This window comes from Streptomyces spongiae (assembly GCF_009377185.1).
In the GTDB taxonomy this organism is placed as follows: domain Bacteria; phylum Actinomycetota; class Actinomycetes; order Streptomycetales; family Streptomycetaceae; genus Streptomyces; species Streptomyces spongiae.
Window position 1 is genome coordinate 1 of sequence record NZ_VJZC01000062.1, and the last position, 18,552, is coordinate 18,552.

Sequence of the window (18,552 nt, forward strand, 5' to 3'; positions counted from 1 at the left end):
GGGTAGGGGCGGCGGGGGCGAGAAACCACCCCAGCCGCGGCCCCTCATGGCGACGCAGGCGGATACAGCGACCGCGGCAGCTTCGAGGCCGCCGCCGAGTCCAGCAGCCACAGCGTGCGCGAGCGGCCGTGCGCGCCCGCCGCAGGGGCCTGGATCTCGCCCGCGCCCGAGAGCGCGATCGCCGCGGCCTGCGCCTTGTCCTCGCCGGCGGCCAGCAGCCACACCTCACGCGCCGCGCGGATCGCGGGGAGTGTGAGGGTGACCCGGGTGGGCGGCGGCTTGGGGGCCCCGTGCACGCCGACCACCGTCCGCTCGGTCTCCCGCACCGCGGGCAACTCGGGGAAGAGGGACGCCACATGGGTGTCCGGGCCGACACCCAGCATCAGGACGTCGAAGGTGGGGACGGCCCCGTGGTTCTCGGGGCCCGCGGACCGTGCCAGCTCCTCCGCGTAGCCGGCGGCCGCCGCGTCCACGTCGGCGCCGTGCGGGCCGTCCGACGCGGGCATGGCGTGCACGCGCTTCGGGTCCAACGGCACCGAGTCCAGGAGCGCCTCGCGGGCCTGGGTGACGTTGCGGTCCGGGTCGCCCTCGGGCAGGAACCGCTCGTCGCCCCACCACAGGTCCAGGCGGCCCCAGTCGATCGCGTCCCGGGCGGGGGCGGCCGCGAGGGCGGCCAGCAGGCCGTTGCCGTTGCGGCCGCCCGTGAGGACCACCGAGGCGGAACCGCGCGAAGCCTGGGCGTCCACGATCTTCGTGATCAGCCGGGCCGCCGCGGCCTGCGCCATCAGTTCCTTGTCGTGGTGCACGACCAGCTGGGGAGTGCTCATGGCGCCGCCGCCTTCTTCACCGGGGGCATCTGCGCGGGCGACGGCCGGTCGCCGTCACCCGAGGACGACGGAGGGGCGGGCGGCAGAGCAGGCACGGCCGCCCGGGCTGAGGACACGGAGTCCGACACGTCCGGGGCGGCCACATCGGCCACCCCGGACAGCGCGGGCGACGCGGGAGCCGGGACCGTCGGCATGCTCGGCGTGCCCCCGCCCAGCCGGTCCACACCGAACCGCAGCGCCGACGCGTAGGTGTCGTCCGGGTCGAGCCGCCGCAGCTCCTCCGCGAGCAGCTCGGACGTCTCGCGCCGCTTGAGCGCCACCGCGCGGTCCGGCTGGCCCTGGACCGCCAGCGTGGCCATCGCCCCGTCCGGCCGGTGCAGCGCGATGGGACCGCAGGTCGTCTCCAGTCGCAACTCGGTCAGGCCGGGACCGGAGGAGACCCCGCGGCGGACGTGCACATGCAGCCGGTCGGCGAGCCACATGGCCAGCAGCTCGACGCTGGGGTTGAACTCCTCGCCCGTCACCTCGGCCGAGATGACCTCGCAGCGCACCTGGTCGAGGGCGGCGGCCAGTACGGAACGCCACGGAGTGATCCGGGCCCACGCGAGGTCGGTGTCGCCCGGCTCGTAGCTGTCGGCACGGGCCCGCAGCTCGTCGATGGGCTTCTCCGTCGAGTAGCTGTCGGTGACCCGGCGCTGGCCCAGGGCGCCCAGCGGGTCCTTGGCCGGGTCGCGCGGGGCGCCCACCGGCCACCAGACCACGACCGGCGCGTCCGGCAGCAGCAGCGGGAGCACGACGGACTGGGCGTGGTCCGACACCTCGCCGTACAGCCGCAGCACGACCGTCTCGCCGGTGCCCGCGTCCGCGCCCACCCGCACCTCGGCGTCCAGTCGGGACGACGTACGGTCGCGGGGGGTGCGCGAGACGCGCCGGATGACGACGAGGGTGCGCGAGGGATGCTCGCGCGAGGCGTCGTTGGCGGCCTTCAGGGCGTCGTAGGCGTTCTCCTCGTCGGTGACGATGACGAGGGTGAGCACCATGCCGACAGCGGGCGTGCCGATGGCGCGGCGGCCCTGCACCAACGCCTTGTTGATCTTGCTCGCCGTGGTGTCGGTGAGGTCTATCTTCATGGCCTGCGCCAGCTCCGTCCTTCTCGCTGAAGCATCTGATCCGCCTCGACGGGGCCCCAGGTGCCCGCCGGGTACTGCGCGGGCTTGCCGTGCTTGTCCCAGTACTCCTCGATCGGGTCGAGGATCTCCCAGGACAGCTCGACCTCCTCGGTGCGCGGGAAGAGGTTCGAGTCGCCGAGCAGGACGTCGAGAATGAGGCGCTCGTACGCCTCGGGGCTGGACTCGGTGAAGGACTCGCCGTACGCGAAGTCCATCGACACGTCCCGGATCTCCATCGAGGTGCCGGGCACCTTGGAGCCGAAGCGGACCGTGACGCCCTCGTCGGGCTGGACGCGGATGACGACCGCGTTCTGGCCGAGCTCCTCGGTGGCGGTGGTGTCGAAGGGGGAATGCGGGGCGCGCTGGAACACGACCGCGATCTCCGTCACCCGGCGGCCCAGGCGCTTGCCCGTGCGCAGGTAGAACGGGACGCCCGCCCAGCGGCGGTTGTCGACCTCCACCTTGATCGCCGCGTAGGTGTCGGTCTTCGACTGGCGGTCGATGCCGTCCTCTTCGAGGTAGCCGATGACCTTCTCGCCGCCCTGCCAGCCGGCCGCGTACTGCCCGCGCACGGTGTCCCGGCCCAGGTCCTTGGGCAGCCGCACCGCGCCGAGCACCTTGGTCTTCTCGGCCGCGAGCGCGTCCGCGTCGAAGGAGGCGGGCTCCTCCATGGCGGTCAGCGCCATCAGCTGGAGCAGGTGGTTCTGGATGACGTCACGGGCGGCGCCGATTCCGTCGTAGTAGCCGGCGCGGCCTCCGATACCGATGTCCTCGGCCATCGTGATCTGCACATGGTCGACGAAGGAGCGGTTCCAGATGGGTTCGAACATCTGGTTGGCGAAGCGGAGCGCCAGGATGTTCTGGACGGTCTCCTTGCCCAGGTAGTGGTCGATGCGGAAGACCTGGTCCGGGGCGAAGACCTCGTGGACGATCGCGTTGAGCTCCTCGGCGGACTTCAGGTCGTGGCCGAAGGGCTTCTCGATGACCGCGCGGCGCCAGGAGTCGCTCGTCTGGTCGGCCAGCCCGTGCTTCTTCAGCTGCTTGATGACCACGGGGAACGCGGACGGCGGTACGGAGAGGTAGAACGCGAAGTTGCCGCCCGTGCCCTGCGCCTTGTCGAGCTCCCCGATCGTCTCGCGCAGCCGCTCGAACGAGTCGTCGTCGTCGAAGGTGCCCTGGACGAAGCGCATGCCCTGGATGAGCTGCTGCCAGACCTCCTCCCGGAAGGGCGTCCGGGCGTGCTCCTTGACCGCGTCGTGGACCTCCTGCGCGAAGTCCTCGTGCGCCCACTCACGGCGGGCGAAGCCGACGAGCGAGAAGCCCGGCGGCAGCAGTCCGCGGTTGGCGAGGTCATACACGGCAGGCATCAGCTTTTTACGTGACAAATCGCCTGTGACACCGAAGATGACCAGGCCCGACGGCCCCGCGATACGCGGGAGCCGTCGGTCAGCGGGGTCACGAAGCGGATTCGCTCCGGTACCGGACAGAGGGGCCAAGGTCTCAGCCCTCCGAGGGGGCGAGGCGCGACAGCTCCGCCTCGGTCGACTTGAGCAGGTCGTTCCAGGACGCCTCGAACTTCTCGACGCCCTCGTCCTCTAGGAGCTGGACCACGTCGTCGTAGCCGATCCCGAGCTTCTCGACGGCGTCGAGCTCGGCGCGGGCCTGCTCGTACGTGCCGGAGACGGCGTTGCCCCGGATCTCGCCGTGGTCCTCGGTGGAGAAGAGGGTGGCCTCCGGCATGGTGTTCACCGTGTTCGGCGCGACCAGCTCGTCGACGTACAGCGTGTCCTTGTACGCCTTGTCCTTGACGCCGGTCGAGGCCCACAGCGGACGCTGCTTGTTGGCGCCCGCGCTCTCCAGCGCGCTCCAGCGGTCCGAGCCGAAGACCTCCTCGTACGCCTGGTAGGCGAGCCGCGCGTTGGCGACGCCCGCCTTGCCTCGGGCGGCCTTGGCCTCGGGCGTGCCGAGGGCGTCGATCCGCTTGTCGATCTCGGTGTCCACACGGGACACGAAGAACGACGCCACCGAATGGATCTTCGACAGGTCCAGGCCGCGCTCCTTGGCCTTCTCCAGGCCGGCGAGGTAGGCGTTCATGACCTCGCGGTAGCGCTCCAGCGAGAAGATCAGCGTCACGTTGACACTGATGCCGAGACCGATGGTCTCGGTGATCGCGGGCAGGCCCGCCTTCGTCGCCGGGATCTTGATGAGCGTGTTCGGGCGGTCCACCAGCCAGGCGAGCTGCTTGGCCTCGGCCACCGTCGCCTTGGTGTTGTGGGCCAGGCGTGGGTCGACCTCGATGGAGACCCGGCCGTCCTGGCCGCCGGTCGCGTCGAAGACCGGGCGGAGGATGTCGGCGGCGTCACGGACGTCCGCCGTCGTGATCATGCGGATGGCCTCTTCGACGGTGACCTTGCGGGCGGCGAGGTCCTCGAGCTGCTGCTCGTACCCGTCACCGCTGGAGATCGCCTTCTGGAAGATCGACGGGTTGGTGGTGACGCCCACGACGTGCTGCTGGTCGATCAGCTCGGCGAGGTTGCCGGACGTGATCCGCTTGCGCGACAGGTCGTCCAGCCAGATCGCGACGCCTTCCTCGGAGAGGCGCTTCAGTGCGTCTGTCATGGAAATTCCTTCTCCTACGTGTCGTATGTGAGCGTCAGCGCTGAGCGGCCGCGATCGATTCCTGGGCGACGGCGGCCACGTTCTCGGCAGTGAAGCCGAACTCGCGGAAGAGGACCTTGCCGTCGGCCGAAGCGCCGAAGTGCTCCAGCGAAACGATGCGACCCGCGTCCCCGACGTACTTGTGCCAGGTCAGACCGATCCCGGCCTCGACCGCGACACGCGCCTTGACCGCCGGCGGCAGGACGCTGTCCCGGTACCCCTGGTCCTGCTCCTCGAACCACTCCACGGACGGCATGGACACCACCCGCGTCGGCACACCCTGCGCCTGGAGCTGCTCGCGCGCCTCCACGGCGACGTGCACCTCGGAGCCGGTCGCGATCAGAACCACCTGCGGCTCGCCGCCCTCCGCGTCGAACAGGACGTAACCGCCCTTCGCCGCGCCCTCGTTGGGCTCGTACGTCGGCACGCCCTGACGGGTCAGAGCCAGACCGTGCGGGGCGCCCTTGCGGAACTCCTTCGTGTACCGCTTGAGGATCTCGCGCCAGGCGATCGCGGTCTCGTTGGCGTCGGCCGGGCGGACGACGTTCAGACCCGGGATCGCGCGCAGCGAGGCGAGGTGCTCGATCGGCTGGTGGGTGGGGCCGTCCTCGCCCAGACCGATGGAGTCGTGCGTCCACACGTACGTCACCGGCAGGTGCATCAGCGCCGACAGACGTACGGCGTTGCGCATGTAGTCGGAGAACACGAGGAACGTGCCGCCGTAGATCCGGGTGTTGCCGTGCAGCGCGATGCCGTTCATCTCCGCGGCCATGGAGTGCTCGCGGATACCGAAGTGGATCGTGCGGCCGTAGGGGTTCGCCTCGGGCAGCGGGTTGTCCGCCGGGAGGAACGAACTCGTCTTGTCGATGGTGGTGTTGTTGGAGCCGGCCAGGTCGGCCGAGCCGCCCCACAGCTCGGGGACCACCGCGCCGAGCGCCTGCAGCACCTTGCCGGACGCGGCACGCGTGGCGACACCCTTGCCGGCCTCGAAGACGGGCAGGTGCGACTCCCAGCCCTCGGGAAGCTCACCCGCCGAGACACGGTCGAACTCGGCCGCGCGCTCGGGGTTGTTGGTGCGCCACTCCTGGAGCTGCTTCTCCCACTGGGCACGGGCCTCACGGCCGCGCTCGCCCAGCTCGCGGGCGTGGGCGAGGACCTCGTCGGCGACCTCGAAGTGCTGCTCCGCATCGAAGCCGAGGACGCGCTTGGTGGCCGCGACCTCCTCCTCACCCAAAGCGGAGCCGTGCGCGGCCTCGGTGTTCTGCGCGTTCGGTGCGGGCCAGGCGATGATCGAGCGCATCGCGATGAAGGACGGCTTGTCGGTGACCGCCTTGGCCTTCTCGATCGCCTCGAACAGCGCGGCCACATCGAGGTCGCCGTTCTCCTTGGGCTCCACCCGCTGCACGTGCCAGCCGTACGCCGCGTACCGCCCGACGACGTCCTCGGAGACGGCCGTCTCCGTGTCGCCCTCGATCGAAATGTGGTTGTCGTCCCACAGCAGGACCAGGTTGCCGAGCTTCTGGTGACCGGCCAGCGAGGACGCCTCGCCGGAGATGCCCTCCTGCAGACAGCCGTCACCGGCGATCGCGAAGACGTGATGGTCGAAGGGGGAGGTGCCCGGCGCCGCGTCCGGGTCGAACAGACCGCGCTCGTAACGGGCGGCCATCGCCATGCCCACCGCGTTGGCGACCCCCTGGCCCAGCGGGCCGGTCGTCGTCTCCACACCGGCCGTGTGCCCGTACTCGGGGTGGCCCGGCGTCTTGGAACCCCAGGTACGAAACGCCTTCAGGTCGTCCAGCTCCAGGCCGAAACCGCCCAGGTAGAGCTGGGTGTAGAGAGTCAGGGACGAGTGGCCCGCGGACAGCACGAAACGGTCGCGGCCGGTCCACTCGGGGTCGGCGGGGTCATGGCGCATCACCTTCTGGAAGAGGGTGTACGCGGCGGGCGCGAGGCTCATCGCCGTACCCGGATGGCCGTTGCCGACCTTCTGTACGGCGTCGGCTGCCAGGACGCGGGCGGTGTCGACGGCCCGCGTGTCCAGTTCGGTCCACGCGAGATTTGTAGTGGTCGGCTTGGTGCTCACCCTGAGTCAGGGCTCCTCTCCACATGTCCATGCCGGTGTTCTCGGCGGCACCGGCCGCTGTCGAGCCTACCCCTGGAAGAACGCGCACTTTTTCGAGTCGTTCCAGAGTGATTCGGGCGTTGCCCCAGGTCATTCCAGACTGCCGGGACCGTCCGGGATCCGCCTCCCGACCGGCGGATTCCGCATATTGAGACCTGTGGGTTCCGTAGTCGACACGTGAATACGCGCCAAGCTGTCGCAGCGCTCAATCGAGTGCCGTTCTGCTCTTTTCTGCTCTTTGTGCGAACGGCGTCACACCCTTCACGGGGTGCCGGTATCCCCTCCGTCGGCCGCCCCTCCAACACGACCCCACCCCCACGAAGGGCACGGTTCGGGCAGCGGATACAGTTCCGTGAGTACGCGCGAGCCTTTACCGGCTGTTCACACCGGTGCTCGCTGGGATGTCTCTGTCAGGGGTGTACGTGACGGCCGTCGAATCCCGTCCAGCGGGGGTGCTCGGGGCGAGCAGCACGAGCAGCAGCCGGGGCCAGCGGCCGTTGGCAGCCCGCGTCAAGGCGTTCGTGGCGCTGACCAAGCCGCGGATCATCGAGCTTCTGCTGATCACCACGGTGCCGGTGATGTTCCTCGCGGAACAGGGCGTGCCCGACCTGAAGCTGGTGCTGCTCACCTGCGTCGGCGGGTACCTGTCCGCGGGCGGCGCGAACGCGCTGAACATGTACATCGACCGCGACATCGACGCGCTGATGGACCGCACCTCGCAGCGGCCGCTGGTCACCGGCATGGTGAGCCCGCGCGAGTGCCTCGCCTTCGGCATCACCCTCGCCGTCGTCTCGACCCTCCTCTTCGGCCTGACCGTCAACTGGCTGTCGGCCTGGCTCGCGCTGGGCGCGCTCCTCTTCTACGTCGTCGTGTACACGATGATCCTGAAGCGCCGTACCTCGCAGAACATCGTGTGGGGCGGCATCGCCGGCTGCCTCCCGGTGCTGATCGGCTGGTCGTCCGTCACGAACTCCATGTCGTGGGCGCCGATCATCCTCTTCCTCGTCATGTTCTTCTGGACGCCGCCGCACTACTGGCCGCTGTCCATGAAGGTGAAGGACGACTACGCGCGCGTGGGCGTGCCGATGCTGCCGGTCATCGCCTCCAACAAGGTGGTCGCCCGGCAGATCGTGATCTACAGCTGGGCGATGGTCGCGGTCTCGCTGCTCCTGACGCCCCTCGGTTACACGGGCTGGTTCTACACGGCCGTCGCGCTGCTGGCCGGCGGTATGTGGCTGTGGGAGGCACACGGGCTGCAGAACCGCGCGAAGGCCGAGGTGACGGGCGTCAAGCTCAAGGAGATGCGGCTGTTCCACTGGTCGATCACGTATGTGTCGATCCTGTTCGTGGCGATCGCGGTGGATCCGTTCCTCCGGTAGCGCCGTTCCGTTCGTCTCTGTTCGCCTCTCTTCGCCGATCGGGCGGGTCGCGTGGTCAAGGCCACGTAGCCCGCCCGTCGCCGTTTCATCTACCCGTGGGTAGCATCTGGCCATGGCAGATTCACAGCAGATCGACGAGGGTACGGGCGCCAAGAAGTCCACGAAGGCCGAGCGCACGGCTGCCCGGCTCGCCAAGCAGATCGGCTCCTTCTCCAAGGCGCACGGCGGGGCCGAGGCCCAGGTCGCGTACATCGGCCAGCGCGGCGCCCGCATCGTGCTGGTCGGGGAGGACGGCGGCTGGGGCGACCTCGTGGCCCCCACACACGCCATCGCCGAGCAGGCCGTCCAGAGGGCCGGGGTCACCGTCCACGAGGACTTCGACGGCGACTTCGCGGCCAAGGTCAAGACGGGCCCGTACGAGTGGACGCGGATGGCGGGCATCCAGCTGGGCGGCCCGAGTAACGGCTGAACCCCGTGTGGGCGGCGTGCGAACTTGCTCCCTGTGTAGCGGATTCGGACATGCGTCCTGACGGTCGCTGATCATAACGACAACGGATGCGGGAGCGTCATGACGGAGGGTAGCGTTGTCGTGTCAGTCCGCGAGTCCTTCGAAGGCACGAACCGGCGAATGTCGGGGACACGGTTGCACGTGGCGTCGACCGGACTGTCGTCATCGGACGTTGGCCGATGTGGGTGTCTGTCACCGCACCCGCACTCTCTTCTCCACGGGAGGGTGGATGCGACCCGTGACCGTCCTGTCGTAGGGGGCAGTCGGGAGCGCGACGAGGTGTGAACGGTCGAGCCGGCGAGCTCAGCTGTTCACGGCCGAGACGGTGACCCGTTAGGACCTGTGGGAGACACGGTCCACTCGCGGGGAGTCCGGATGATCGAAACGCCGTGCCTGGTGGACCAGTACTGCCACGGCACCCTGCGGACGGAGCTGGGCCTCGGCACCTTCGAGGCCCACCTCGCGCGCAGTGAGGGTCCGCCCGCGCCCGGCACCACGTTCTTCGACACGCAGACGGGCTTCGCCGTACGCCGCTGGTGCCCGCCCCTGCTCGGCCTGGAGCCGCACTGTCCGCCCGCCCGCTACCTCGCCCGACGCCGTGAAGTGGGCGTCCTGGAGGCCGGACGGATGCTGCTGCGGGGCAGCGGCATCACCACGTACCTCGTCGACACCGGCCTGCCCGGCGATCTGACGGGCCCCGGAGAGATGGCCTCCACGGGTGCGGCCGAGGCCCACGAGATCATCCGTCTCGAACTCCTCGCCGAGCAGGTCGCCGACACCTCCGGCACGGTCGAGTCCTTCCTCACCAATCTCGCCGAGTCGGTGCACGGAGCCGCCGTGAACGCGGTCGCCTTCACCTCCGTGGCGGGCGTACGCCACGGTCTGGCGCTCGCGCCGGAGCCGCCGGGGCCCGGGGAGGTGCGGGGCGCGGCCGGGCGCTGGCTCGCGGACCGGAAGGTCGGCGGCACGCTCACCGACCCGGTGCTGCTCCGCCATCTGCTCTGGATCGCGGTCGCCTCCGGCCTGCCCCTCCAGCTCCACGCGGGCCTCGGTGAACCCGGGCCGCGCATCGACAGCGCGGACCCCGTCCTCCTCACCGACTTCGCCCGCGCCACCGCCGGCCTGGGCACCGACCTGGTCCTGCTGCACGGCTACCCCTACCACCGCCACGCGGCCCACCTCGCCGCGGTCTTCCCGCACGTGTACGCCGACCTGGGCGCCGAACTCGTCCGCACGGGCGCCCGGGCGGCCGCCGTCCTGGCGGAGGTCCTGGAACTGGCGCCCTTCGGCAAGCTCCTCTTCTCCAGCGGCGCCCACGGCCTGCCCGAGCTGCACGTGGTGGGCGCCCGGCTGTTCCGGGAGGCGCTGTCGCGGGTGCTGGGGACGTGGGTGGCCGAGAGCTCGTGGTCGCTGGCGGACGCGCAGCGGGTGGCCGGACTGATCGCGGCGGGCAACGCGCGGCGGGTGTACGGGCTGGAGCAGTCAGCGCAACGGTAAGGGGTGTACGAGCGGTGGGACGTGTCCAGACTCCCCTCATGACCCGAAGCGACGCGACCGACCGTCTCCTCGACCGTTTCCTCGCCGAACTGCGCGACCTGGACCCGGTGGCTGTATGGGCCCACGGTTCCCTCGGCGGGGGCGACTACCAGGAGGGCCGCAGCGACCTGGACCTGATCGCGGTCCTGGACGACCCGATCACGGCGAGAGACGTCTGGCGGGTGGCGCGGCTGCACGCGCGCCTGCGCCACGAGCCGCTGGTCGACAAGCTGCACTGCACCTATCTGACACCCGGGCGGGCGGCCGGTGCGGAGCGGCGGCACCTGACCTGGGCGCACGAGGAGTTGTTCAAGCGAACCGTCACCCCGGTGACCCGGCGCGAGCTGCACACCTTCGGGCTGGTCCTGCACGGCGAGCCGCCCAAGGGTCTGCTGCCGCCGGTGCCGGACCACGAGCTCGCCGCGTTCGTCGTGCGCGACCAGCGGGACTTCTGGCGGCGGGAGGTCGACCGGGCGAGCAACTGGACGCAGGACGTCTGGGTGGACCTGGGACTCGTCACGTACGCCCGGGCCTCGGTCACCCTGAAGGACGGGCGACTGATCACCAAGAAGGAGGCCCTGGAGCTGCTTCCCGGCCTGGGCGCTCCCGTCGAGGTGGTCGAGGACGTCAGACGGCGGCGCTACGAGGGTCCCGTGGCCGCGCCCGGCGAGGACTGGACGGTTCGCAGGGCCGAGCTGACCAGGCAGTACCTCGGCCCGGCGATCGACGCCCTCGTACGGGACTACGCGTGACTCACGACTACGCGTGACTCACGCGCGCGTGGCGACCGCTTCCTCCGACGGCTCCGGCACGTCCACCGTGACCTCCGGCCGCTCCCGAAGCGACAACAGCACCCGCAGTGTGGCGATCCACACCAGGCAGGAGCCCAGCATGTGCGCGCCCACCAGCACCTCGGGCAGGTCGGTGAAGTACTGGACGTAACCGATCACGCCCTGCGCGAGCAGGACCAGGAACAGGTCGCGGGTGCGGTGGAGCGGGCTCTTGGGGGAGTCGACCGCCTTGAGGACGAACCACAGGGCGAAGGTCAGGGTCACCACGATCCACGCGAGCACGGCGTGCAGCTTGCTGACGTTCTCCCAGTTCACCGGCATGCGCTCCACGTCGCTGGAGTCGCCCGCGTGCGGGCCCGCGCCGGTCACGACCGTGCCGACGGCGATCAGCAGGACGGTCGCGGCGACCAGGAACCACACGAGCTGCCGCACGGCCTTGCCGACCAGCGGGCGCGGTGCGGCGGAGCTCTCCCGTGTGCGCTGCCACATGACGGTCGCGACCGCGATGAGGGCCGAGGTGAGCAGGAAGTGCGCGGCGACCGTGTACGGGTTGAGGCCCACTAGGACGACGATGCCGCCGAGGACCGCGTTGCCCATGACGACCCAGAACTGGGCCCAGCCCAGCCGCGTCAGGTCCCGCCGCCACGGCTTGTGCGAGCGGGCGGCGATGATCGCCCAGCCGACCGCGGCGCACAGCACGTACGTCAGCATGCGGTTGCCGAACTCGATGGCCCCGTGCACGCCCATCGCGCTGGTCGCGGTGAGCGAGTCGTTGGTGCACTTCGGCCAGGTCGGGCAGCCGAGACCGGAGCCCGTCAGGCGCACGGCGCCGCCGGTGACCACGATGAGCACCGACATGACGAGTGCGGCGAGGGCCGCGCGCTGAACCGTCCTGGGGGTCGGCGTCCAGCGGTCGGCGATGAAGACGGCGGGGTTGCGCACGAAGGCGGTGGCGTCGGCGCGGGTCACTTTTGGCACGCGCCCCATCGTAGGCCGCCGCTTGTGCACGGTTTCACGAGGGGGTGGCCCTCTTCGGCCCGGCTGTCTCCCGCACGGGGCTCACTCCCAGCGGAAGAAGCGCGCCGCCGCGCCCAGCCCGAGGACCGCCCACACGGCCAGGATCCCGAGGTCGCCCCACGGCATGCCCGCTCCGTGCTGGAGGACGTCCCGCAGACCGTCCGACAGGGCCGAGATGGGGAGCAGCCCGAGGACGTTCTGGGCCGCCTCCGGGAACCTGTCCAGCGGCACGATCACTCCGCCGCCCACGAGCAGCAGCAGGAAGACCAGGTTCGCGGCCGCCAGCGTGGCCTCCGCCTTGAGGGTGCCCGCCATCAGCAGGCCGAGCCCGGAGAAGGCGGCCGTGCCGAGGACCAGGAGCAGGAGTACGGCGAGGGGGTTGCCGTGCGGCGACCAGCCCAGCGCGAAGGCGATCACCGTGAGCAGGACGACCTGGAGGACCTCCGTGACCAGCACCGAGAGCGTCTTGGCGGTCATCAGCCCCCAGCGGGGGAGCGGTGAGGAGGCCAGCCGCTTCAGCACGCCGTAGCGGCGCTCGAAACCGGTGGCGATGGCCTGGCCGGTGAACGCCGTCGACATCACGGCGAGTGCGAGGACCCCGGGCGCGAGGAAGTCGACGGCCTCACCGGAGCCCGTGTCGACGATGTCCACCGTGCTGAACAGGGTGAGCAGCATCGTCGGGATCACGACCGTCAGGAGGAGCTGCTCTCCGTTGCGGAGCAGCATCCTCGTCTCCAGCGCCGCCTGCGCCCCGATCATCCGCGCCAGCGGAGCCGCTCCCGGCTTCGGCGCGTACGCCCCCACGGCACTCGTCCGCGCACCTCCGCCCACGGTCGCGCCCTCACCCACGCTCATGCGCGCAGCTCCTTACCGGTAAGCTCCAAAAACACGTCTTCGAGGGTGTGCCGTTCCACCGAGATCTTCTCCGGCATCACACCGTGCTGGGCGCACCAGGAGGTGACCGTCGCCAGCAGTTGCGGATTGACCTTGCCGACGACGCGGTACGCGCCCGGGGTCAGTTCCGCCGCGGTGCAGTCCGCCGGGAGCGCCTTCAGCAGGGAGCCCACGTCGAGTCCGGGCCGTCCCGAGAAGCGCAGGGTGTTCTCGGCGCCGCCCCGGCACAGCTCCTCGGGGGAGCCCTGGGCTATGACGCGGCCGGCGTCGATGATCGCGACGTCGTCGGAGAGCTGCTCGGCCTCGTCCATGTAGTGGGTGGTCAGGATGACCGAGACGCCGTCCGCGCGCAGGTCGCGCACCAGGTCCCAGGCCGCCCGGCGGGCCTGCGGGTCGAGTCCGGCGGTCGGCTCGTCGAGGAAGACCAGCTCGGGGCGGCCCACCACGGCCATGGCGAGAGCGAGGCGCTGCTGCTGGCCGCCGGAGAGGCGCCGGTACGTGGTGCGCCCGCAGGAACCGAGGCCGAGCCGCTCGATCAGCGCGTCCACGTCCAGGGGGTGCGCGTGGAGCTTCGCCACGTGGCGGAGCATCTCGTCCGCCCGCGCGCCCGAGTAGACGCCACCGGACTGGAGCATGACACCGATGCGAGGGCGCAGGTCACGAGCCTGTCGTACGGGGTCGAGGCCCAGCACGTGGACCGTCCCCGAGTCCGGTTTCCGGTACCCCTCGCAGGTCTCGACCGTGGTCGTCTTGCCCGCGCCGTTGGGGCCGAGCACGGCGGTGACGCCCGTTCTGGCCACCAGGTCGAGGCCGTCCACCGCGGTCTTCCCGCCGTACCGCTTCACCAGGGAACGGACCTGGACCACGGGCTCACTCTGCATGGGCGCCAAGTCTAGGGACGCGGCCCCGGCGCCGGGCGGGCGGGGGCGAAGACGCCCTCATCGTGGGGGCGGTGCAGGGCCAGCCACCGCTCCGCGTAGGTCACCGCGTCGGCCACGGGGAACAGTCGGGTGTCCGCCGCGCCGACCCGGCCGCGCAGGACGGGACGGTCCCGCTCGAAGTCGTGGCCCAGCTCGTCGAACCGGTCCGAGGAGATCGACACCTCGGTGACCGTCTCCCAGCCGCCCTCGGGCGCCGGCCGCCCCACCTCGACCAGTGGCATCGGGATCCGGTACTCGGCCAGGTGGAAACTGGTGCACGCGTCGTAGCCCGCGCCCAGCAGCAGCACCCGCGCGCCCGCCTTCTCCAGCCGGGCCAGCGGACTGTGCTCGCCCAGCCGGCAGTCGAGCGCGTGTCCGTCGACGAGCGCCGCCGCGCGCGGCCCGAGCGCCGCGAAGGAGGTCTGGGGGTGCGCGCTGCGCAGGGCGCCCGGCCAGGTCCGTACGGTCTCCGGGACCACGCCGACCCCACGCGAGGGCGTCACGAGCGGGTCGTACGCGGGCATGGTCGCGCGGATCGTCTCCCACCACTCCTCGGGCACAGGAGGATTGCTCCACAGTGCCGGGTCGGAGAGGTCGCCGGTCTGGGTGGGGACCACGAGGGTGCCGTCCGGGCCGAGGGCGTCGAGCAGTCCCAGGACGACGGTGACGGGGCCTCCGTTGACCCAGCCGAGCGCGCTGAGCGACGAGTGGACGAGGAGGGTCTCGCCGGGCCGGACGCCCAGTGAGCGCAGCTCCGCGGCGAGCGAGTCACGGGTGACGAGTGGGCCGGTGGGAGGCGTTGTCGGCATGGTTCGGCAGTCTCCCGCAAGAACCGTGGCGGCACCACCGAATTGATCGATCAAAGATCGTTCACGCAGGTCAGCCCGTGTGATGGGTTAGGTATGCCTAAGTGATGCACGGCACCGCCGGGCGGGCGGGACGTGGCTTGCTCCGCTCCGAGGAATTACGCAACAATGGCGTTGTGAAAAACGTCGGTGAGGCTCGGGAAGCCCCCAGGGGTGCCCCTCAGGAGGAGCTCGCGACCGGAGAGCGCTCGACGCGCAACCGGGTCGCGCGATCCATCCTGGACCACGGGCCGTCGACCGCCGCGGTGCTCGCCGAAAGGCTGGGCCTCACCCAGGCGGCCGTACGCCGTCACCTGGACGCGCTGGTCTCCGACGATGTCGTGGAAGCCCGTGAACAGCGGGTCTACGGAGCGCGCACGCGCGGCCGGCCCGCCAAGGTGTTCGCCCTGACCGACTGCGGCCGGGACGCCTTCGACCAGTCCTACGACCAGCTCGCCGCGGACGCCCTCCGCTGGATCCAGGAGCGCTTCGGCGGGGACGAGGCCGTCGTCGCCTTCGCGCGCGCGAGGATCGCCGGGCAGGCCGCCGCGTACCGCGCGGCGATCGAGGCCGCCGCCCCCGAGGAGCGGACCGAAGCCCTGGCCAAGGCTCTGAGCGCCGACGGGTACGCTGCTACGGCGCGTAGCGCACCGGTCGGTGAGCAGCTGTGCCAGCACCACTGCCCCGTCGCCCACGTCGCGGAAAAGTTCCCGCAGCTCTGCGAGGCTGAGACCGAGATCTTCTCCCAGCTGCTCGGCACGCATGTCCAGCGACTGGCGACCATCGCCCACGGCGACGGCGTCTGCACGACGTTCATCCCCAAGATTTCCCACAACGCATCTGCAAGCACGGCCGGGAGGAACCCCGCATGACTCTCCCCACGGAGACTGCCCATCCTGAGCTCGAGGGCCTGGGTAAGTACGAATACGGCTGGGCCGACTCCGACACCGCCGGCGCTTCCGCCAGGCGCGGTCTGAACGAGGACGTCGTCCGCGACATCTCCGACAAGAAGTCGGAGCCGGAGTGGATGACCAAGCTGCGCCTGAAGGGCCTCAGGCTCTTCGAGAAGAAGCCCATGCCGAACTGGGGCTCGGACCTGTCGGGCATCGACTTCGACAACATCAAGTACTTCGTGCGCTCCACGGAGAAGCAGGCGGAGTCCTGGGAGGACCTGCCCGAGGACATCAAGAACACGTACGACAAGCTCGGCATCCCCGAGGCGGAGAAGCAGCGCCTCGTGGCCGGTGTCGCCGCCCAGTACGAGTCGGAGGTCGTCTACCACCAGATCCGCGAGGACCTGGAGGAGCAGGGCGTCATCTTCCTCGACACCGACACCGCTCTGAAGGAGCACCCGGAGCTCTTCAAGGAGTACTTCGGGACCGTCATCCCCGTCGGCGACAACAAGTTCGCGTCGCTGAACTCCGCCGTGTGGTCCGGCGGCTCCTTCATCTACGTGCCGAAGGGCGTGCACGTGGAGATCCCGCTCCAGGCCTACTTCCGCATCAACACGGAGAACATGGGCCAGTTCGAGCGGACCCTGATCATCGTCGACGAGGGTGCCTACGTGCACTACGTCGAGGGCTGCACCGCGCCGATCTACAAGTCGGACTCCCTGCACAGCGCCGTGGTCGAGATCATCGTCAAGAAGAACGCGCGCTGCCGCTACACGACCATCCAGAACTGGTCGAACAACGTCTACAACCTGGTCACCAAGCGCGCCGTCGCCTACGAGGGCGCCACCATGGAGTGGATCGACGGCAACATCGGCTCCAAGGTGACGATGAAGTACCCCGCCGTCTACCTGATGGGCGAGCACGCCAAGGGCGAGACCCTCTCCATCGCCTTCGCGGGCGAGGGCCAGCACCAGGACGCCGGCTCCAAGATGGTCCACATGGCGCCGAACACCTCCTCCAACATCGTCTCCAAGTCGGTGGCGCGCGCCGGCGGCCGTACCTCCTACCGAGGTCTCGTCGAGATCGGTGAGGGCGCGGCCGGATCCAAGTCGAACGTGCTGTGCGACGCGCTGCTCGTCGACACCATCTCCCGCTCCGACACGTACCCCTACGTGGACGTCCGCGAGGACGACGTGTCCATGGGCCACGAGGCCACCGTCTCCAAGGTCTCCGACGACCAGCTCTTCTACCTGATGAGCCGTGGCCTGAGCGAGTTCGAGGCGATGGCGATGATCGTGCGCGGCTTCGTGGAGCCCATCGCGAAGGAGCTGCCCATGGAGTACGCCCTGGAGCTCAACCGGCTGATCGAGCTGCAGATGGAAGGCGCGGTCGGTTAGGACCCGCCCCCGGACAGCAGTCGGCCCGCCCTTTCGGGCGGGCCGGAGGATCTCAACCGACGTAGGAAAGAGAGCAGACCGACAGCCATGGCTGAGGCCCAGAACATTCCCGTGGGGTCCACCACCGCGGGCCAGATCGCGGTGGCCGCCGAGTCGACCGTCGCCACGCGCATGAGCGCGCCCCCCTCCTTCGACGTGGCGGACTTCCCGGTCCCGCACGGGCGTGAGGAGGAGTGGCGGTTCACCCCGCTGGACCGCCTGCGCGGCCTGCACGACGGCACCGCCGTCGCCAACGGCACCGGTGTGAAGGTGGACGTCCAGGCCCCCGAGGGCGTGACCGTCGAGACCGTCGGCCGCGACGACGCGCGCATCGGCAGGGCGGGCGCCCCCGTGGACCGCGTCGCCGCCCAGGCGTACTCGGCGTTCGAGAAGGCCGGCGTGATCACCGTCCCCAAGGAGACGGTCCTCACCGAGCCGATCCGCATCGCCGTGCACGGCGAGGGCGGCACCGCCTTCGCCCACCAGGTGATCGAGCTGGGCGCCTTCGCCGAGGCCGTCGTCGTCATCGACCACACCGGTGACGCCGTGCTCGCCGCCAACGTCGACTACCTGCTGGGCGACGGCGCCAAGCTGACCGTCGTCTCCGTCCAGGACTGGGACGACAAGGCCGTGCACGTGGGCCAGCACAACGCGCTGGTCGGCCGGGACGCCTCGTTCAAGTCGGTCGTGGTCACGTTCGGCGGCGATGTCGTACGACTGCACCCGCGTGTCTCGTACGCCGGCACCGGCGGCGAGGCCGAGCTGTACGGCCTGTACTTCACCGACGCCGGCCAGCACCAGGAGCACCGCCTCCTGGTCGACCACAACACCCCGCACTGCAAGTCGAACGTCGCCTACAAGGGCGCGCTCCAGGGCGACGACGCGCACGCGGTGTGGATCGGTGACGTGCTGATCGAGGCCAAGGCCGAGGGCACCGACACCTACGAGATGAACCGCAACCTGGTGCTGACCGACGGCGCCCGCGTCGACTCCGTGCCGAACCTGGAGATCGAGACCGGCGAGATCGTCGGCGCCGGCCACGCCTCCGCGACCGGACGTTTCGACGACGAGCAGCTCTTCTACCTGATGGCCCGCGGCATCCCGGCCGACGAGGCCCGCCGTCTGGTGGTCCGCGGCTTCTTCGCCGAGCTGGTCCAGCAGATCGGCGTCGATGACATCGAGGAACGCCTTCTCGTGAAGATCGACGAGGAGCTGGAGGCGTCGGTCTGATGACCACCTTCGTACGCGTCTGTGGGCTGAGCGAGCTGGAGGAGGACACCCCGAGAAGGGTGGAACTCGACGGCACGCCGGTCTCGGTCGTGCAGACCGGGGGCGAGGTGTTCGCGATCAACGACATCTGCTCGCACGCCAACGTCTCGCTCTCCGAGGGCGAGGTGGAGGACTGTCAGATCGAGTGCTGGCTGCACGGCTCCAGCTTCGACCTCCGCACCGGTAAGCCGTCCGGCCTTCCCGCGACGCGCCCCGTCCCCGTATACCCCGTAAAGATCGAAGGGGACGACGTGTTCGTCTCCCTCACCCAGGAGTCCTGAGGAACCC

General features: G+C 70.1%; 17 protein-coding genes. 8 read left to right on the top strand and 9 right to left on the bottom strand.

The window, feature by feature from the left end; translation table 11 throughout:
• Positions 1 to 44 precede the first annotated feature (44 nt).
• Genes pgl through tkt form a run of 5 tightly spaced genes read right to left on the bottom strand, consistent with a single transcriptional unit; the run spans position 45 to position 6,737 of the window.
• Positions 45 to 827, bottom strand: a complete 783-nt coding sequence (pgl, locus tag FNH08_RS12125; RefSeq protein ID WP_152771478.1) for a 6-phosphogluconolactonase — start codon at positions 825 to 827, stop codon at positions 45 to 47.
• The gene (gene opcA, locus FNH08_RS12130; protein ID WP_152771479.1) at positions 824 to 1,957 is read right to left on the bottom strand and encodes a glucose-6-phosphate dehydrogenase assembly protein OpcA; all 1,134 of its coding nucleotides are present in this window, start codon (positions 1,955 to 1,957) and stop codon (positions 824 to 826) included. The genes pgl and opcA overlap by 4 nt, the downstream gene beginning before the upstream one ends.
• Positions 1,954 to 3,483, bottom strand: a complete 1,530-nt coding sequence (gene zwf / locus FNH08_RS12135) for a glucose-6-phosphate dehydrogenase (RefSeq protein WP_152771501.1) — start codon at positions 3,481 to 3,483, stop codon at positions 1,954 to 1,956. The genes opcA and zwf overlap by 4 nt, the downstream gene beginning before the upstream one ends.
• A 13-nt stretch (positions 3,484 to 3,496) precedes the next feature.
• Complete coding sequence (gene tal, locus FNH08_RS12140) at positions 3,497 to 4,615, bottom strand: transaldolase (RefSeq protein ID WP_152771480.1); 1,119 nt, start codon at positions 4,613 to 4,615, stop codon at positions 3,497 to 3,499.
• A 34-nt stretch (positions 4,616 to 4,649) separates the two neighbouring features.
• Entirely contained in the window at positions 4,650 to 6,737 is a 2,088-nt protein-coding gene (gene tkt / locus FNH08_RS12145; RefSeq protein ID WP_322724304.1) for a transketolase, read from the bottom strand.
• Positions 6,738 to 7,192: 455 nt separating this feature from the next.
• On the opposite strand from tkt, the gene FNH08_RS12150 reads away from it, so the two are divergent.
• The 4 genes from FNH08_RS12150 to FNH08_RS12165 all read left to right on the top strand — a co-directional run bounded on the left by FNH08_RS12150 (position 7,193) and on the right by FNH08_RS12165 (position 10,951).
• Entirely contained in the window at positions 7,193 to 8,155 is a 963-nt protein-coding gene (locus tag FNH08_RS12150; RefSeq protein ID WP_322724313.1) for a heme o synthase, read from the top strand.
• Between the two features lie 112 nt (positions 8,156 to 8,267).
• Positions 8,268 to 8,624: a hypothetical protein gene (locus FNH08_RS12155; RefSeq protein WP_152771482.1), complete on the top strand. Its 357-nt coding sequence runs from the start codon at positions 8,268 to 8,270 to the stop codon at positions 8,622 to 8,624.
• Between the two features lie 414 nt (positions 8,625 to 9,038).
• Positions 9,039 to 10,160 carry an amidohydrolase family protein gene (locus tag FNH08_RS12160; protein ID WP_152771483.1) on the top strand — a complete coding sequence of 374 codons (1,122 nt, stop codon included), beginning with the start codon at positions 9,039 to 9,041 and terminating at the stop codon, positions 10,158 to 10,160.
• 38 nt (positions 10,161 to 10,198) lie between these two features.
• Entirely contained in the window at positions 10,199 to 10,951 is a 753-nt protein-coding gene (locus FNH08_RS12165; protein ID WP_152771484.1) for a nucleotidyltransferase domain-containing protein, read from the top strand.
• Between the two features lie 18 nt (positions 10,952 to 10,969).
• Here FNH08_RS12165 and FNH08_RS12170 read toward each other — a convergent pair whose 3' ends face one another.
• From FNH08_RS12170 to FNH08_RS12185, 4 genes are all read right to left on the bottom strand, one after another.
• Positions 10,970 to 11,977, bottom strand: a complete 1,008-nt coding sequence (locus tag FNH08_RS12170; RefSeq protein WP_152771485.1) for a COX15/CtaA family protein — start codon at positions 11,975 to 11,977, stop codon at positions 10,970 to 10,972.
• A 72-nt stretch (positions 11,978 to 12,049) separates the two neighbouring features.
• Positions 12,050 to 12,862, bottom strand: a complete 813-nt coding sequence (locus FNH08_RS12175) for an ABC transporter permease (RefSeq protein ID WP_152771486.1) — start codon at positions 12,860 to 12,862, stop codon at positions 12,050 to 12,052.
• Positions 12,859 to 13,782 carry an ABC transporter ATP-binding protein gene (locus tag FNH08_RS12180; RefSeq protein ID WP_152771487.1) on the bottom strand — a complete coding sequence of 308 codons (924 nt, stop codon included), beginning with the start codon at positions 13,780 to 13,782 and terminating at the stop codon, positions 12,859 to 12,861. Before FNH08_RS12180 ends, FNH08_RS12175 begins: the two co-directional genes overlap by 4 nt.
• A gap of 11 nt (positions 13,783 to 13,793) precedes the next feature.
• Positions 13,794 to 14,630, bottom strand: a complete 837-nt coding sequence (locus tag FNH08_RS12185; protein ID WP_152771488.1) for an aminoglycoside N(3)-acetyltransferase — start codon at positions 14,628 to 14,630, stop codon at positions 13,794 to 13,796.
• Between the two features lie 173 nt (positions 14,631 to 14,803).
• Here FNH08_RS12185 and FNH08_RS12190 point away from each other — a divergent pair, with 173 nt between their 5' ends.
• From FNH08_RS12190 to FNH08_RS12205, 4 genes are all read left to right on the top strand, one after another.
• Entirely contained in the window at positions 14,804 to 15,538 is a 735-nt protein-coding gene (locus tag FNH08_RS12190) for a helix-turn-helix transcriptional regulator (protein ID WP_322724306.1), read from the top strand.
• Positions 15,535 to 16,956 (top strand): Fe-S cluster assembly protein SufB, encoded by a 1,422-nt coding sequence (sufB, locus tag FNH08_RS12195; protein WP_152771489.1) that lies wholly within the window; start codon positions 15,535 to 15,537, stop codon positions 16,954 to 16,956. Before FNH08_RS12190 ends, sufB begins: the two co-directional genes overlap by 4 nt.
• An 87-nt stretch (positions 16,957 to 17,043) precedes the next feature.
• Positions 17,044 to 18,225 carry a Fe-S cluster assembly protein SufD gene (gene sufD, locus FNH08_RS12200; protein ID WP_152771490.1) on the top strand — a complete coding sequence of 394 codons (1,182 nt, stop codon included), beginning with the start codon at positions 17,044 to 17,046 and terminating at the stop codon, positions 18,223 to 18,225.
• Positions 18,225 to 18,545, top strand: coding sequence for a bifunctional 3-phenylpropionate/cinnamic acid dioxygenase ferredoxin subunit (locus FNH08_RS12205; protein ID WP_152771491.1), 321 nt, complete (start codon positions 18,225 to 18,227; stop codon positions 18,543 to 18,545). Before sufD ends, FNH08_RS12205 begins: the two co-directional genes overlap by 1 nt.
• Positions 18,546 to 18,552: the final 7 nt, after the last annotated feature.